This window comes from Sphingomonas sp. OTU376, from assembly GCF_038440415.1.
Lineage (GTDB): Bacteria > Pseudomonadota > Alphaproteobacteria > Sphingomonadales > Sphingomonadaceae > Sphingomonas > Sphingomonas kyeonggiensis_A.
Window position 1 is genome coordinate 1 of the sequence record NZ_JASATQ010000042.1, and the last position, 14,152, is coordinate 14,152.

Here is a 14,152-nt window from a genome sequence, read left to right on the forward strand (position 1 = left end):
CTCCCCCCCCCCCCCGGGGGGCGGCCCGCGCCCCCCCCCCCCCCCCCCGGGGAACCAGCTTAATTCAGCACCGGCAGCAGCGAATCAGATCGCGTCCGGGCCTTCCTTGCCCGGGTGGTTCTTCAGTTCGTCGCCGACCAGGGTCACCACGTGCAGCACGTTGGTTGAGCCCGGCGTCTTGAACGGCACGCCGGCGCAAAGCACCACGCGGTCGCCCGATGCGGCGATGTGATGGCGCAGCGCCATCCGCTTCGACTTGGCGACCATCTCCTCGAACGAATCGACGTCGCGGGTGTGCACCGCGTGCACGCCCCACAGCAGGCCGAGCCGGCGCGCGGTGTCGATATGCGGGGTCAGCACCAGGATCGGCACCGCCGGACGCTCGCGGGCGATGCGGCGCGCGGTCGAGCCCGAGCTGGTGAAGCAGGCGATGCCCGATGCCGAAACCGTCTTGGCGATGTTCTTCGCCGCTTCGGCAAGGGCATCCGCGGTCGTGGGATCGGGGCGCAGCACGGTGAAGTGGACGCGGTCGCCATGCGCGGGGTCGCGCTCCACCGCATCGGCGATCGAGTTCATCATCGCCACCGATTCGACCGGCCACTTGCCCGCGGCGCTCTCGGCCGAGAGCATGATCGCGTCGGCGCCGTCGTACACGGCGGTGGCGACGTCCGAGACTTCGGCGCGGGTCGGCGACGGGCTCTCGATCATCGATTCGAGCATCTGGGTGGCGACGATCACCGGACGGCCCATGCGGCGGGCGGTCTCGACGATGCGCTTCTGCAGCGGCGGCACGGTCTGCGGCGGCAGCTCGACGCCCAGGTCGCCGCGCGCGACCATCACGCCGTCGCACTGCTCGACGATCTCGTCGAGGCGGGCGATCGCCGAGGGCTTCTCGATCTTGGCGAGCAAAGCCGCCTTGCCGCCGATCAGGCGGCGGGCTTCCATCAGGTCCTCGGGGCGCTGGACGAAGCTGAGCGCGATCCAGTCCGCGCCCTGCTCGACCGCGAAGGCCAGGTCGCTGCGGTCCTTCTCGGTGAGTGCCGCGAGCGGCAGCACCATGTCGGGCACGTTCAGGCCCTTGTTGTTCGACAGCGGGCCGCCGACCTCGACGATCGTGGTCAGCCGGTCGGGCGCGACCGAGATCACGCGCAGCACCAGCTTGCCGTCATCGAGCAGCAGGCGGGCATTCTCGTGCGCCGCCTCGAAGATCTCGCGGTGCGGGAGTTCCACACGGGTGGCGTCGCCCGGCGTCTTGTCGCGGTCGAGGATGAATTCGTGGCCGGTGACCAGCTGCACCTTGCCGTCGGCGAACTTGCCGACGCGCAGCTTCGGCCCCTGAAGGTCGGCCAGGATCGTGGTCGGTCGCCCGAACTTCTTCTCCAGGCCGCGGATCGCCTCGAACAACGGCACCTTCGATGCCTGGTCGCCATGGCTCATGTTGATGCGGAACGCGTCGGCGCCGGCTTCGAACAGCTTGGCGATCATCTCCGGGGACGCGCTGGCGGGGCCGAGCGTCGCGAGGATGCGAACCTTGCGGGTGCGGGGGCTGATTGCCTTTGTCATCGTTGTCATATCCTCGGCTTGTGCCTCGGTGCCTCTAACCTCATATCGCACAGGATCAACCGCCGAGGTGGAAAATGGACGAACTCGATCATCTGGATGACGCTACCGCCGCCAAGGCGTTCCGCACGCTTGTCCGCCACCTCCGCCATCGCACCGATGCGCAGAACATCGACCTGATGGGCCTTGCCGGCTTCTGCCGCAACTGCCTGGCCGACTGGATCACCGAGGCGGATCCGTCGATCGCGAAGGACGAGGCGCGCCGCATCATCTACGACATGCCCTTCTCGGAGTGGAAGGCGCAGCACCAGGGCGAGGCAACGCCCGAGCAGATCGCCCGGATGGAAGAGAGCCTCAGGAAGAACGAAGTCCGCGACGAGGAACTGGACGAAGCGCTCGATGAGAGTTTCCCGGCTAGCGACCCGCCTTCGATGACCGAACCGGGCCGCTGACCGGCTTTGCCGGCGGCTTGCCCGCGCCGTGCGCGGGGGGCTTGGGCAGCGCGCGCGGGGGCAGGGGCGCCAGCTTCCACTTCATCGCCTTGCCCACCGCCGCGCGCCAGATGTCATAGCCGGTACGGGTCATGTGCAGCCCGTCGCCGAGGAACAGTTCGGGGCGCGGCCTGCCGTCCGGCCCCAGCATCTGCGGCACGATGTCGACATAGCCGAGCAGCGGATCGGTCGCGGTGTATTCGCGCACCAGCGCGTTGGTCGCGCGGATGCCGTCGATCAGCCGCCAGCGCGAGATACTCGGCTTGATCGACAGGAACAGGATGCGCGTGCCGGGCAGCTTCGCCCGGATCCTGGCCACCAGCGCCTGGAAATCGGCGAAGACCTCGTCGGGGGTGTGGCCCGCCTCCAGGTCGTTGTCGCCGGCGTAGAAGACCACCGTCTTCGGCGCATAGGGCGTGACGATGCGGTCGACATAGCGCACGCTGTCCGGGATCGTGGAGCCGCCGAAGCCGCGGTTGATGACATTGTGGCCCGGGAAATCCTTCGCCAGGTCGGTCCACATCCGGATGCTCGAGCTGCCGAGGAACAGCACGCCGCCTTTCGCCGGCCTGGCGACCGCGTCGCGCGCCTCGAACGCGGCGATCTCGGCGGCGAAGGGCTGCTTCTCGACCGGGATCGGGGCGGGGCGGATCGGAGCCGGCACGCGCATCGTCGGCGGCAGCTGCACCGGCACGGCCGGTTTGGTCTGCGCCAGGGCGGTGGCGGGCTGCAGGACAAGCGTCAGGGCGGCGAAAAGCGGGATTCGGCGGAAAAACGGCATGGCCCCGGGATAGCCGTCCCTGCCGCCGGGGGCAATCGACCGAAATGGATGGGGATGCGACCAGCGCGGAGCACGCGGATTGCGAGCTTGTGACTACAGACGTAAACGTTCTTCATGATCCGCCTCGCCTCCCTTCTCGCCCTGTCGCTCCTGCTTGCCGGCGGCCCGGCGCCGGTCCGTGCGCAGGCGGCGGATCCGTCCGCCGAGATCTACAAGCTGATGGCGCCGTGGAGCAGGCCGGACCGGCCGGGCTGCGCGGTTTCCGTGATCCAGGGTAGCAAGCCGCTCCACGCGCGCGGCTACGGCGCTGCCAATGTCGAGGCGGGCATCGCCAACACGCCCGACACCGCCTTCCACATCGCCTCGCTTTCCAAGCAGTTCACGGCTTTCGCGGTGCTGCTGCTGCAGAGCGAGGGCAAGCTCTCGCTCCAGGACGATGTGGGCAAATATGTGCCCGAGCTGCACCGCTTCGCTCGGCCGATCACGCTGGCCCAGCTCCTGCACCACAGCAGCGGGCTGCGCGACCAGCTCAGCCTGTTCTGGCTGCAGGGGCGGCGCGGCGAGGACAGCGTCACCCAGCAGGACGCGCTGCGCGTGATCTTTGGCCAGCGCGAGCTCAATTTCGCGCCGGGCACGGCCTTTGGCTATTCCAATTCGAACTACACGCTGCTCGCGCTGGTGGTCGAGCGTGTCTCGGGCAGGTCCTTCGCCGATTTCCTCGCCGAGCGGGTGTTCCGGCCGCTCGGGATGGACCACAGCTATGTGGTCGACGACTATCACCGCATCCGCGCCGGCCAGGCAATGCCCTATGCGGCCGGTGAGAAGGAGGGGGCGCCTGGGGACAAGCTGCCCGAGCGCCGCTTCCTGCCCTATGCCAGCTATGGCTCCACCGATATCCGCTCCACCGCCGCCGACCTCGCCCGCTGGGCGGGCAATTTCCACGATCCGAAGGTCGGCGGCAGGGCGATCATCGACGCGATGCTGAAGGCCGATCCGGTCACCGGTTACGGCGGCGGCCTCTATATCGGCACGCATCGAGGCCTGGCGATCGCCGGGCATAGCGGCATCGATCCGGGTTTTGTCGGCCACTTCCTGGTGGTTCCCGCACAGGGCCTTTCGGTCTCGCTAGTCTGCAATATCGAGACCGAGGACCCCGTCTTCCTGGCGCGCCGCATCGCCGATCTCTATCTGGGCGGCCCCTTCACCGATCCGCCGCGCCCGGAAGTGAAGCTCGCCCCGGCCGAGCTGCGGCGCGTCGCGGGCAACTACCGCGATCCGCTCGGCGTCGGCTTCCTGATCGAGGCGCGCGAGGGAAAGCTGTGGATGCAGGGTTTCGCGCCGATGGTCGCGCACGGCGCGGGCGCCTTCAGCGTGAAGGACGCGCCGGTGGCGATCCGCTTCTCCGGAGAAGTGCCGGCGCGCACGCTGACGATCGACGGCCCCGGCGGCGCCCAGGTAGCGACGCGCTATGTGAAGCGGCGCGCGGTGGCGCTCACCCCGGCGGGCATGGCCGACTATCTCGGAACCTATTACAGCCCCGAGCTCGCCACGCTGGTGACGGTCGCGCGGCGCAAGGATGCGCTCTGGATCATCGGGCCGGGGTGGGAAGCCAGGATCAGCCAGCCGCCCGAGAAATATCGCGAGCACGATATTTTCGACACCGACTCGGTGACCGGCACGGTCCGCTTCCGTCGCGATGCGCGTGGCAGGGTGGTCGCGCTGACCAGCACCAATGGCCGCATCGTCAACCTGCGCTTCCTGCGCGTGACCGGGTTGCCGCAGCTTGGCGCGCTTGGGGGTTGAGCGGCGGGGCCGGCTCCGATAATCGCGCCCCTTTCCCGACTCTATTCTTCCAGGAGCTTCCACCTTGTCCGATTCGATTTCCGCCGAGCAGCTGCGCCTTTTCATCGAGCGGATCGAGCGCCTCGAGGAAGAGAAGAAGGGCATCGCCGACGACATCAAGGATGTCTATGCCGAAGCCAAGTCGACCGGTTTCGACGTGAAGACGATGCGCAACATCGTCCGCCTGCGGAAGATGGAGAAGCATCACCGCGACGAGGCGGAGATGCTGCTCGAGACCTACAAGCAGGCGCTGGGCATCTAGGACAACGCGTCATCCCGCCCCGGACCCGATCCGGGACGGGATCTCGTGCCACGGGCCGGGCAATTGCCGCCTGAGGTCCCGGCTTTCGCGGGATGACCCAGTGGGCCGGGATGCCGAAATGGGGCAGGCATTGCCCATCCCCCCGCGCCTGGCCTAAAGCCGCGCGACCAGATTCATAGAGAAGCGCAATGGCAGGCCATTCCAAGTTCAAGAACATCATGCACCGCAAGGGCGCGCAGGATAAGAAGCGCTCGAGCATGTTCTCCAAGCTCAGCCGCGAAATCACCGTCGCCGCCAAGATGGGCTTGCCCGATCCGGACATGAACCCGCGCCTGCGTGCCGCGATCGCCGCCGCCAAGGCGCAGTCGATGCCCAAGGACAACATCCAGCGCTCGATCGACAAGGCGAGCAAGGGCGATGCGGAGAATTACGAAGAGATCCGCTACGAGGGCTTCGGCCCGGGCGGCGTCTCGCTGATCATCGAGGCGCTGACCGACAATCGCAACCGCACCGCCACCAATGTGCGCACCGCGGTTTCGAAGAATGGCGGCAATCTCGGCACCGCCGGCTCGGTGAGCCACGGCTTCGACCGGATGGGCCTGATCAACTATCCCGCCAGCGCCGGCGACGCCGAGAAGGTATTCGAGGCGGCGCTCGAAGCGGGTGCCGAGGACGTGACCTCTTCCGAGGACGGCCACGAGATCTGGACCGCGCAGGGCGATCTCCACGAAGTCGCCAAGGCGCTCGAGCCGGTGCTCGGCGAGGCCGAGGGCGCGAAGCTCGCCTGGCGCCCGCAGACCATGGTCGATGTCAACGAAGACGACGCGACCAAGCTGTTCAAGCTGATCGACGCGCTCGACGATGACGACGACGTCCAGACCGTCTGGGGCAATTACGAAGTCTCCGACGCCGTGATGGAGAAGCTGGGTTGATCCAGTAAAAGCCCCTCCCCTTCAGGAGTTGCAGGCCGGTCATGCCCCGGGCATGACCTAAACGATGCGGGGCATCGTTTGCCTGCAACTGAGTTGGGGTGGGGCAGTGCTGACAGAGAAAGAACTTCTCGATCGAGCCCATCAAATGCGCCGCAACCCCACGGAGCTGGAGGTGCGGGTCTGGCGGCACCTCTCCAACTCCCGGCTCGGCCACAAATTCCGCCGCCAGCATGTGATCTTTCCGTACATCTGTGACTTCTTCTGTCCGTCGAAAGCGCTGGTCGTGGAGATCGACGGCGACACGCATGACGCGCCGTACGATGCGCGTCGTGACGTACGCCTTGCGACCAAGGGATTTGCGACGGTGCGATTCACCAACCACGAAGTCTGGGACAATCTGGACGGGGTCATAGCTTCGATCGCGAGCGTCCTTGCCGAGCGACCGGATCGCTGGTCCGGCATGCCCCACCCCAACCCCTCCCCCGAGGGGGAGGGGCTAGCCAAGCCGCAACCAAAGCCCCTCCCCTTCAGGGGAGGGGTTGGGGTGGGGCCTATCCTCACTCCTGAAAGCTCGACAAAATGATCATCCTCGGCCTCGATCCCGGCCTCGGCACCACCGGCTGGGGCCTGATCCGCGCCGAGGGCAATCGCCTGTCGCACCTCGCCAACGGCAAGCTGAAGACCGATACCAAGGCGGCGCTGCCCCGCCGCCTCGCGCATCTCGATGCCATGCTCGCCGCGCTGATCGCCGATCACGCGCCGGAAGCGGCGGCGGTCGAGGAAGTGTTCGTCAATTCCAATGCCCAGTCGACGCTCAAGCTCGGCCAGGCGCGCGGCGTGGTGCTGTGCGCCGCCGCGCGGATCGGCATCGATGTCGGCGAGTACAAGCCGAGCACGGTCAAGAAGTCGGTGGTCGGCGTCGGCAATGCCGAGAAGGAGCAGGTCCATGCCATGGTCTCGCGCCTGCTGCCCGGGGTGAAGATCGACGGGCCGGATGCGGCGGACGCGCTCGCCGTGGCGATCTGCCACGCGCACCATCTCGCCAGCGCGCGGCTGGGGTTGCGTTGAGTTTTTCTATCTCGTCACCCCGGCCCTGAGCCGGGGTCCCGCTGCCTCGCTCCCAGACGATAGAAGAAAGAAGCGGGAGCCCGGCTCAAGGCCGGGATGACGGTGGAGATGAATCTAGGCAGCCAGCGCCAACCCCGCTCCATCCTCGTCATCATTGGAAGCCTCACGCCTCACCGGCCGAACCCGCCGCGCCCGCGTTGCCCGGCGCCCGATCGGCAACCGTGCCGCCACCCAGCCGCGCACCGCGCCCAGTCGCAGCGTCGATGCCGCCGCCGCCGTCACCACAAGCGCGTCGACCAGCGCGCTGATCTCGAACATCGAGACCCAGCCGGCGATCTCCGGCATCGCCATGGTGAACAGGCGAAGGCCATCCTCCTCGAGGAACCAGAAGCACAGCAGCCCGATCACTCCGAGCAGCGCCCAGGTGATGACTGCGCCGCGCTCGATCCGCGCCAGCCGCGCCGCCGGCCATTCGACCAGCACCCGGCGCAATATCCGCCCGATCGGCGTGCCTTCCGCCAGCGCCAGCATGCACCAAAGCCCAAGCAACGCGACGAACATCGAAAATCCCCCAATTCCCTGTCCGTGAATTGGGGAGGCGCGCGGCATTCCGCCAGAGCAGCCGGGGTGATTTCGCTTTCCTACACCCCGTTGTTCCGCTTATGTACCGGCCATGCGCCAGGCTCTCCCTTGTCCATCGATCCCGCTTCATGCGCGCATGCGTGGGGACTCAAGAGATTCAACATTTTTGCCCGGCTGCCCGGCTGGACAGGAGGGGGAGGCGGCATGATCGCGCATCTCAAGGGCCGCATCGAAGCGACCGGGATCGACAGCGTCGTGATCGACGTCAACGGCGTCGGCTATCTCGCCGGCGCTTCGGCGCGCACCCTGGCGGCGCTCGGTGCGGTCGGCGAGTTCGCGACGCTGCATACCGAGATGCTGGTCAGCGAGGACTCGATCCGGCTGATGGGCTTCGCCACTGCCGCCGAGCGGGACTGGTTCCGCCATCTGACCAGCGTGCAGGGCGTCGGCGCCAAGGTCGCGCTGGCGATCCTTTCGATCCTGTCCCCTGAGGAAGTGCAGACCGCCGTCGCCCGTGCCGATGCGGCGATGATCGCCCGCGCCAATGGCGTCGGGCCCAAGCTCGCCCAGCGCATCGTCAACGAACTCAAGGACAAGGCCGGTGGCGTCGCGCTCGGTGCCAGCGCCGGCGGTGCGGCTCCGGCGAGCGGCGCGGCGCAGGACGCCGTCTCGGCGATGCTCAACCTCGGCTTCAAGCCGGCCGAGGCGAGCGCCGCGGTCAATGCCGCCGCCGATGAGCTGGGCGCGGGCGCCACGCTCGACGCCTTGGTCCGCCTCGCCCTGCGCAAGGCCGCCAAGTGACCACCCGCACCGCCGCCTGCCGCTGCGGCCAGCTCCGCGCCGAATGCACGGGCGAGCCGGTGCGCGTCTCGGTCTGCCATTGTCTCAACTGCAAGCGGCGCAGCGGATCGGCCTTCGCCGTGCAGGCGCGCTTCCCCACGGATCAGGTGACGATCACGGGCCAGTCGACCGAATGGCTCGCCCCTTCGGAGAGTGGCGGTGCGCCGGCCAGCTTCCATTTCTGCCCGGTCTGCGGCGGCAATGTCTGGTACAGCGGCGGCGGCATCGCCGACACCATCGCCATTCCCATCGGCCATTTCGCCGACCCCGCTTTCCCGGCGCCGAGCATCTCGGTGTTCGAGGACCGGCAATGTGCCTGGCTCAGCATCACCGGCGTGGTCGAGCATTATGACTGAAAGGTCAGAGCAGAGGCGTCACCAGCCGCTGGCCCGCGAAATGCGCGTCGAGATTGGCGAGCACCAGCTTTCGCATCTCGGTGCGGCTTTCCTCGGTGGCGCTGCCCTGGTGCGGGGCGAGGACGACCCGGTCCATCGCCTTGAGGGCGTCGGGCACCTGCGGCTCATGCGCGAACACGTCGAGTCCGGCGCCGGCGATGCGGCCCTCGGCAAGGGCGGCCACCAGCGCCGCCTCGTCAACCAGGCTGCCCCGGGCGATATTGACCAGCACGCCGTCCGGCCCCAGCCGGTCGAGTATCTCGGCATCGACGATGTTCTGCGTGTCGCTCCCGCCCGGCGCCGCGATAATCAGCACGTCGCTGGCTTCGGCGAGCGCACCGATGTCGGGCACGAAACGCCACGGCACCGGCTTTGCGCTGCGGGCAGTGTAGAGCAGCTCGCCGGCGAAGGGCGCGGCGCGAAGGGCAATGGCGTGGCCGATCCGGCCCAGCCCGAAAATGCCGATGCGCCGACCGCTCGCCCGGCGCCCCAGCGGCGCGCTCCAGCCGCCGTTGCGCACCAGCGCGTCGTTCGCGGCAATCCGCCGGTGCACCGCGAGCATCAGCGCGATGGCAAGATCGGCGACATCCTCGGTCAGCACGTCCGGGGTCAGCGTCAGCGGAATGTTGCGAGCCCGCAGCGCCGCTGTGTCGATGCCGTCATGGCCGATGCCATGGATCGCGACGATCTCCAGATCGGGCAGCTGGTCGAGCAGCGCCGCGTCGAGCTTCGCCATGCCGCCGCCCACCACGGCGCGGATGCCGGGCACGGCCTCGCCTTCGTGCAAGGTGAAGCGTTCGGCCAGCGCCGCGCGGAGCGGGGCGGGCACGTTCGAGATCAGCAACAGGTCGGGGCGGGGCATGCACCGGCCCTAGCTCCTAGGGTGCAGGCAGGATAGGGCAGCGCGATGGAAATCGAAGTCAGCGCCGAGGCCAAGGACAAGTCGCTCAACCGCAAGGTGGCGATCACCGTGGTCGTGCTGTCGGTGTTCATGGGCCTGTGCGGGATCAAGGACGGCAATATCGTCCAGGCGATGCAACAGGCCCAGTCGGCCTCGGTCGACAAGTGGAATGAATATCAGGCGACCAAGACCAAGCAGCATGTCGCCGAGGCGAGCCGCGTCCAGATCGCCGCGCTCGCCGACCCGAAGCGCGCCGCCCCGGTCCTCGCCGGACTCGACGCCGATATCGCCAAGTACAAGGCCGAGGCGCCTCGCCTGGCCGCCGATGCGAAGGCGCAGGGCGACCAATATGACGCGCTCAATGTCCATGACGACCAGTTCGACGCCAGCGACGCGGCGGTCTCCACCGCCATCTCGATCGCGGCGGTGGCGGCGCTGGTCGAGAGCGGGTGGCTGCTCTGGGCCGGCTGGGCCTTCGGCGTCTTCGGCCTGTTCATGGGGCTATGCGGGTTCCTCGGCTGGGGTTTCCACCCGGCGCTGCTGAGCGGGGTGCTGGGGTGAGTAGGAGGGGAATCCATGAATGATGCGATAACCTTGCGTGCTCTGGCGTTGATCGAGGGCACGGACGACCCCGACGGTCTCAGGAAGATCGCGGCCAATGCCCGACGCCAGGGCAATGAAGTCGTTGCCCGTGCAGCAAAATTGCGCCTGTATTCTGTGTTGCCTTCGGAGGAGCCGGGCACGCTGGAATATGATGTTTGGCAGAGCATTTTTGCACTGGAAGGAACGCTTAGCGAGGAGCGGGGCAAGACCATTCGCCTCTCCAGGACACGGCAGAAAATTTCCCGGGACCTTGAACAGCAAACCGTTGAGGATCTCGTGCTCGGAAAGCAGTCTGAAGGTTTCGATTTGCTGGTAGAGCGCGACATGGGTGAGCTGACATTTGAGGCATTGGCGCTTCGCCACCCGGATCGATTTGAAGCAGCGATACTCGACGCAGCAAAGTCGCGGCTGAGTGCCGCCGGTCTAGACGAACAAGGTAAAAAGTGACCGACACCGATCGCCTCCTTTCCTCCGGCCGACGCGCCGATGACGTGGACGCCGCGCTGCGCCCGAAGAGCCTCGACGAGTTCGTCGGCCAGCGGGCGGCGCGCGAGAATCTCCGGGTGTTCATCGATGCGGCCAAGTCGCGGGGCGATGCGCTGGACCATGTCCTGTTCTTCGGCCCCCCGGGGCTGGGCAAGACCACGCTCGCCCAGATCATCGCCCGCGAGATGGGGGTCGGCTTCCGCTCCACTTCGGGTCCCGTCATCGCCAAGTCCGGGGACCTCGCCGCGCTGTTGACCAATCTCGAGGATGGCGACGTCCTGTTCATCGACGAGATCCACCGGCTGAATCCCGCGGTCGAGGAAGTCCTCTATCCGGCGATGGAGGACCGCGCGCTCGACCTGATGATCGGCGAGGGGCCGTCGGCACGCAGCGTGCGGATCGACCTGCCGCGCTTTACCCTGGTCGGCGCCACCACCCGCCAGGGACTGCTCACCCAACCGCTCCGGGATCGCTTCGGCATCCCGGTGCGCCTCAATTTCTATGGCGTCGATGAGCTGGAGAAGGTGGTCACCCGCGCCGCCACGTTGCTCGATCTCCATGTCGCCCCCGATGGCGCGCACGAGATCGCGCGGCGTTCGCGGGGCACGCCGCGCATCGCCGGCCGGCTGCTGCGCCGGGTGCGCGACTTCGCCAATGTGCTGGGCGAGGATGTGGTGCATGCCCGGGTGGCCGATCAGTCGCTCACCCGGCTCGAGGTGGACGCGCTCGGCCTCGATGCGATGGACCGGCGCTACCTGATGATGATCGCCGACATCTACAAGGGCGGTCCGGTCGGCGTGGAGACGCTGGCGGCGGGGCTCAGCGAGCCGCGCGACACGATCGAGGAAGTGATCGAGCCCTATCTGATCCAGATCGGGATGATCGCGCGGACGGCGCGCGGACGCTGCCTGAATGCGGCGGGATGGAAGCATCTCGGGCTCAATCCTCCGTCCACCGCGCAGGAAGGGCTGTTCGACTGAGGCAAGGGGTTCCCCCACGGTAAGCGCTGCGTTAGGGGCCGGGCATGGACGTCCGTTTCGCCCCTGGCCGGTTCGAGGGCCTCGAGCATCATTTCGTCCTGCGTGTCTATTTCGAGGACACCGATCTCAGCGGCGTGGTCTATCACGCCAACTATCTCAGGTTCATGGAGCGGGCCCGCTCGGATATGCTGGCCCTGGCCGGCGTCGACCAGCGCGCCGTCCATGAGGCCGGCACCGGCGCCTATGCGCTGCGCGAGGCGAACATTCGATTCCGGGCGCCGGCGCGCCTGGGTGACGAACTGGTGGTGGTCAGCCGGCTGGTCCAGCTGGGCCCCGCCGCAGTGGATATTCATCAACGAGTCATGCGCGACGTTACCATATTGGCCGAAGCGGAAGTCGAGGCGGTGTTCGTCTCCCCGTCCGGGCGGCCCCGCCGGCAGCCGGCGGAATGGATGGATCGATTCGCGCCGCTGGTCTGGAAGGGGAACTGAACCGATCATGGAATTTATCAGCACCGACGCCGCAACCATGTCGCCGATCGGCCTGTTCCTGCAGGCGGACTGGGTGGTGCGCGCCGTGATGATCGGCCTGCTGCTCGCCTCGCTATGGACCTGGACGATCATTCTGAGCTTCGGCTTCCGGGTCAGCTCGGTGAAGAAGGCGATCGACAAGTTCGAGGGCGAATATCGCGAAGCCGACGATATCGACGAGTTCCACCGCCGCGCCGCCGGCCGCGAGCAACCGATCGCTCGGGTCTTCGCCGCCGGCGTCACCGAATGGCGCCGCTCGACCTCGGGCAAGGCCATCGACCGCGAGGGCACCCGTGAGCGCCTGGCCACCGCGATGGGCGCGACGATCGCGAACGAGATCGACAAGCTGGCCGACCGGCTGAACTTCCTCGCCACCATCGCTTCGGCGGCGCCGTTCATCGGCTTGTTCGGCACGGTGTGGGGCATCATGCGCAGCTTCACCGGCATCGCCAAGGAGCAGAGCTCGTCGCTCGCCGTGGTCGCGCCGGGCATCGCCGAGGCGCTGTTCGCCACCGCGATCGGCCTGTTCGCCGCCATTCCCGCGCTGATCGCGTACAACCGCTATTCGCACGCCGTGAACCGCGTCGAGGCGCGGCTCAACCGCTTCGCCGACGGCTTCCACGCGACGCTCAGCCGTCGCCTGGAGATGGAGGCCTAAGCCGGTGTCGATGCATCTCCCTTCGAACAAGGGGCGCGGCCGCCGCGCGCCGATGGCCGACATCAACGTCACGCCGCTGGTCGACGTGATGCTGGTGCTGCTGATCATCTTCATGGTCACGGCACCGCTGCTCACCGCCGGCGTGCCGGTGAACCTGCCCGAGAGCCGCGCCAAGCCGGTCGACCAGGACCAGAAGCCCGTCCAGATCTCGATCGACGACAAGGGCCAGGTGTTCGTCGACAACGAGCTGACCGCCGACACGGCGCTGCCCGCCAAGCTCGAGGAGATCGCCGGCCGCGCGCCGGGGCCGGACGGCAAGCCGGCGGCGGTGTTCCTGCGCGCCGACCAGGGCCTAGGCTATGGCAAGGTCATGAAGGTGATGGGTGAGCTCAACCATGCCGGGCTCAACCGCGTCTCGCTGATCACCGACGCGAGCACCAAGCCGTGAACCGGACCGAGGGAGCAGGGCTCACCGTTGCGCTGATCGGGCATCTCGCCCTGTTCGGCGTGCTGTCGGTCGGTTTCCTCGCCACCCCCAATCCGATGAAGCTGAAGCCGACGCCGATCGAAGTCGCGCTGGTCGATCAGGTCGCGCTGGAAAGCACGTCGCCGACGCCGACCAGCGAGGAGCCGGCCGCCAAGCTCTCGCCGGTGGAAGCGCCGATCGAGCCGGACAGCGCGCCGCCCGAGCCCGCGCCCAATCCCCAGCCTATCGCCAAGCCGCAGCCTGCCCCGCCCAAGCCGGCACCGGCGCCCGATGCGGTAAAGCCCGCGCCGAAGACGCCGCCCAAGGCAGCCCCGGCTCAGGCGCCGTCGCGCCCGTCCAACCGCCCGGTCGCGCCGCCCGGCCGGCTCGACGGCCTGCTCAACGGCATCAACGACAAGCCGGCAAAGAGCACGTCGGTCACGCCGCCGGCCGCCACGGTCGGGCCGGAGCAGAAGGCTGCGCTCAGCGCCGCGATCATCCGCCAGATCCGCCCCCATTGGGCTCCGCCCAGCGGCGCCGATTCGGACAAGCTGCGCACGACGGTGACGGTGCGCCTCAACGAGGACGGCTCGCTTGCGGGCGAGCCGCGCGTCACGGCGCAGACCGGCATCACCGACAGCAACCGCGCCCAGGCCGATCTCGCCCGGGACCGCGCGATCCGAGCGGTGAAGCTGGCGGCCCCTTTCAAGCTGCCGCCGCAATTCTACAGCGCGTGGCGAGTCATAGCCCCGGTTTTGTACGAGGACCTGTGAAG

19 protein-coding genes are annotated in these 14,152 nt (G+C 67.8%); 15 read left to right on the top strand and 4 right to left on the bottom strand.

Annotated features, from left to right (window positions below):
- Positions 1-84: 84 nt before the first annotated feature.
- Positions 85-1,563, bottom strand: a complete 1,479-nt coding sequence (gene pyk / locus AAHM44_RS16410) for a pyruvate kinase (RefSeq protein WP_269573009.1) — start codon at positions 1,561-1,563, stop codon at positions 85-87.
- A gap of 74 nt (positions 1,564-1,637) precedes the next feature.
- Between pyk and AAHM44_RS16415 the strand changes: the two genes are divergently transcribed.
- The gene (locus tag AAHM44_RS16415) at positions 1,638-2,012 is read left to right on the top strand and encodes a DUF1244 domain-containing protein (RefSeq protein ID WP_342250661.1); all 375 of its coding nucleotides are present in this window, start codon (positions 1,638-1,640) and stop codon (positions 2,010-2,012) included.
- On the opposite strand, the gene AAHM44_RS16420 is transcribed toward AAHM44_RS16415, so the two are convergent.
- Positions 1,975-2,832, bottom strand: coding sequence for an SGNH/GDSL hydrolase family protein (locus AAHM44_RS16420; protein ID WP_342250662.1), 858 nt, complete (start codon positions 2,830-2,832; stop codon positions 1,975-1,977). The two genes, AAHM44_RS16415 and AAHM44_RS16420, sit on opposite strands and share 38 nt — an antisense overlap.
- Before the next feature lie 114 nt (positions 2,833-2,946).
- Here AAHM44_RS16420 and AAHM44_RS16425 point away from each other — a divergent pair, with 114 nt between their 5' ends.
- The 5 genes from AAHM44_RS16425 to ruvC all read left to right on the top strand — a co-directional run bounded on the left by AAHM44_RS16425 (position 2,947) and on the right by ruvC (position 6,936).
- Positions 2,947-4,635, top strand: coding sequence for a serine hydrolase domain-containing protein (locus AAHM44_RS16425; RefSeq protein ID WP_342250663.1), 1,689 nt, complete (start codon positions 2,947-2,949; stop codon positions 4,633-4,635).
- 64 nt (positions 4,636-4,699) lie between these two features.
- Complete coding sequence (locus AAHM44_RS16430; protein ID WP_183999475.1) at positions 4,700-4,936, top strand: DUF2312 domain-containing protein; 237 nt, start codon at positions 4,700-4,702, stop codon at positions 4,934-4,936.
- A gap of 188 nt (positions 4,937-5,124) precedes the next feature.
- Positions 5,125-5,868, top strand: coding sequence for a YebC/PmpR family DNA-binding transcriptional regulator (locus AAHM44_RS16435; protein WP_269573005.1), 744 nt, complete (start codon positions 5,125-5,127; stop codon positions 5,866-5,868).
- A gap of 64 nt (positions 5,869-5,932) precedes the next feature.
- Positions 5,933-6,451: an endonuclease domain-containing protein gene (locus AAHM44_RS16440; RefSeq protein ID WP_342250664.1), complete on the top strand. Its 519-nt coding sequence runs from the start codon at positions 5,933-5,935 to the stop codon at positions 6,449-6,451.
- Entirely contained in the window at positions 6,448-6,936 is a 489-nt protein-coding gene (gene ruvC / locus AAHM44_RS16445) for a crossover junction endodeoxyribonuclease RuvC (protein ID WP_269573004.1), read from the top strand. The genes AAHM44_RS16440 and ruvC overlap by 4 nt, the downstream gene beginning before the upstream one ends.
- A gap of 114 nt (positions 6,937-7,050) precedes the next feature.
- Here the strand turns inward: ruvC and AAHM44_RS16450 are convergent, their stop codons facing one another.
- Complete coding sequence (locus AAHM44_RS16450) at positions 7,051-7,467, bottom strand: hypothetical protein (RefSeq protein ID WP_342250665.1); 417 nt, start codon at positions 7,465-7,467, stop codon at positions 7,051-7,053.
- Between the two features lie 255 nt (positions 7,468-7,722).
- On the opposite strand from AAHM44_RS16450, the gene ruvA reads away from it, so the two are divergent.
- Together ruvA and AAHM44_RS16460 are read left to right on the top strand one after the other, a co-directional pair.
- Positions 7,723-8,319 (top strand): Holliday junction branch migration protein RuvA, encoded by a 597-nt coding sequence (gene ruvA / locus AAHM44_RS16455; RefSeq protein ID WP_269573002.1) that lies wholly within the window; start codon positions 7,723-7,725, stop codon positions 8,317-8,319.
- Positions 8,316-8,714, top strand: a complete 399-nt coding sequence (locus tag AAHM44_RS16460) for a GFA family protein (protein WP_269573001.1) — start codon at positions 8,316-8,318, stop codon at positions 8,712-8,714. The genes ruvA and AAHM44_RS16460 overlap by 4 nt, the downstream gene beginning before the upstream one ends.
- A gap of 4 nt (positions 8,715-8,718) precedes the next feature.
- Here the strand turns inward: AAHM44_RS16460 and AAHM44_RS16465 are convergent, their stop codons facing one another.
- A complete protein-coding gene (locus tag AAHM44_RS16465; protein ID WP_342250666.1) occupies positions 8,719-9,615 on the bottom strand; it encodes a 2-hydroxyacid dehydrogenase in 897 nt (298 codons plus the stop codon).
- Positions 9,616-9,660: 45 nt separating this feature from the next.
- Here AAHM44_RS16465 and AAHM44_RS16470 point away from each other — a divergent pair, with 45 nt between their 5' ends.
- Genes AAHM44_RS16470 through AAHM44_RS16500 form a run of 7 tightly spaced genes read left to right on the top strand, consistent with a single transcriptional unit; the run spans position 9,661 to position 14,150 of the window.
- A complete protein-coding gene (locus tag AAHM44_RS16470) occupies positions 9,661-10,215 on the top strand; it encodes a DUF4337 domain-containing protein (protein WP_342250667.1) in 555 nt (184 codons plus the stop codon).
- 15 nt (positions 10,216-10,230) lie between these two features.
- The gene (locus tag AAHM44_RS16475; RefSeq protein ID WP_342250668.1) at positions 10,231-10,704 is read left to right on the top strand and encodes a hypothetical protein; all 474 of its coding nucleotides are present in this window, start codon (positions 10,231-10,233) and stop codon (positions 10,702-10,704) included.
- Positions 10,701-11,723, top strand: coding sequence for a Holliday junction branch migration DNA helicase RuvB (gene ruvB, locus AAHM44_RS16480; RefSeq protein ID WP_269572997.1), 1,023 nt, complete (start codon positions 10,701-10,703; stop codon positions 11,721-11,723). Before AAHM44_RS16475 ends, ruvB begins: the two co-directional genes overlap by 4 nt.
- 44 nt (positions 11,724-11,767) lie before the next feature.
- A complete protein-coding gene (locus AAHM44_RS16485; RefSeq protein WP_269572996.1) occupies positions 11,768-12,214 on the top strand; it encodes a YbgC/FadM family acyl-CoA thioesterase in 447 nt (148 codons plus the stop codon).
- Between the two features lie 7 nt (positions 12,215-12,221).
- Positions 12,222-12,911 (top strand): protein TolQ, encoded by a 690-nt coding sequence (gene tolQ / locus AAHM44_RS16490; protein WP_269572995.1) that lies wholly within the window; start codon positions 12,222-12,224, stop codon positions 12,909-12,911.
- A gap of 4 nt (positions 12,912-12,915) precedes the next feature.
- Positions 12,916-13,359 (top strand): protein TolR, encoded by a 444-nt coding sequence (gene tolR / locus AAHM44_RS16495; RefSeq protein ID WP_269572994.1) that lies wholly within the window; start codon positions 12,916-12,918, stop codon positions 13,357-13,359.
- Entirely contained in the window at positions 13,356-14,150 is a 795-nt protein-coding gene (locus AAHM44_RS16500) for a TonB C-terminal domain-containing protein (RefSeq protein ID WP_342250669.1), read from the top strand. Before tolR ends, AAHM44_RS16500 begins: the two co-directional genes overlap by 4 nt.
- The last annotated feature ends 2 nt before the right edge of the window (positions 14,151-14,152 follow it).

What these genes read in the sequence shown, in the direction of transcription:
- pyk (WP_269573009.1), bottom strand. Translation starts at nt 1,563, where the DNA reads ATGACAAAGGCAATCAGCCCCCGCACCCGCAAGGTTCGCATCCTCGCG.
- AAHM44_RS16415 (WP_342250661.1), top strand. Translation starts at nt 1,638, where the DNA reads ATGGACGAACTCGATCATCTGGATGACGCTACCGCCGCCAAGGCGTTC.
- AAHM44_RS16420 (WP_342250662.1), bottom strand. Translation starts at nt 2,832, where the DNA reads ATGCCGTTTTTCCGCCGAATCCCGCTTTTCGCCGCCCTGACGCTTGTC.
- AAHM44_RS16425 (WP_342250663.1), top strand. Translation starts at nt 2,947, where the DNA reads ATGATCCGCCTCGCCTCCCTTCTCGCCCTGTCGCTCCTGCTTGCCGGC.
- AAHM44_RS16435 (WP_269573005.1), top strand. Translation starts at nt 5,125, where the DNA reads ATGGCAGGCCATTCCAAGTTCAAGAACATCATGCACCGCAAGGGCGCG.
- AAHM44_RS16440 (WP_342250664.1), top strand. Translation starts at nt 5,933, where the DNA reads ATGCGGGGCATCGTTTGCCTGCAACTGAGTTGGGGTGGGGCAGTGCTG.
- ruvC (WP_269573004.1), top strand. Translation starts at nt 6,448, where the DNA reads ATGATCATCCTCGGCCTCGATCCCGGCCTCGGCACCACCGGCTGGGGC.
- AAHM44_RS16450 (WP_342250665.1), bottom strand. Translation starts at nt 7,467, where the DNA reads ATGCTGGCGCTGGCGGAAGGCACGCCGATCGGGCGGATATTGCGCCGG.
- ruvA (WP_269573002.1), top strand. Translation starts at nt 7,723, where the DNA reads ATGATCGCGCATCTCAAGGGCCGCATCGAAGCGACCGGGATCGACAGC.
- AAHM44_RS16465 (WP_342250666.1), bottom strand. Translation starts at nt 9,615, where the DNA reads ATGCCCCGCCCCGACCTGTTGCTGATCTCGAACGTGCCCGCCCCGCTC.
- AAHM44_RS16470 (WP_342250667.1), top strand. Translation starts at nt 9,661, where the DNA reads ATGGAAATCGAAGTCAGCGCCGAGGCCAAGGACAAGTCGCTCAACCGC.
- AAHM44_RS16475 (WP_342250668.1), top strand. Translation starts at nt 10,231, where the DNA reads ATGAATGATGCGATAACCTTGCGTGCTCTGGCGTTGATCGAGGGCACG.
- AAHM44_RS16485 (WP_269572996.1), top strand. Translation starts at nt 11,768, where the DNA reads ATGGACGTCCGTTTCGCCCCTGGCCGGTTCGAGGGCCTCGAGCATCAT.
- tolQ (WP_269572995.1), top strand. Translation starts at nt 12,222, where the DNA reads ATGGAATTTATCAGCACCGACGCCGCAACCATGTCGCCGATCGGCCTG.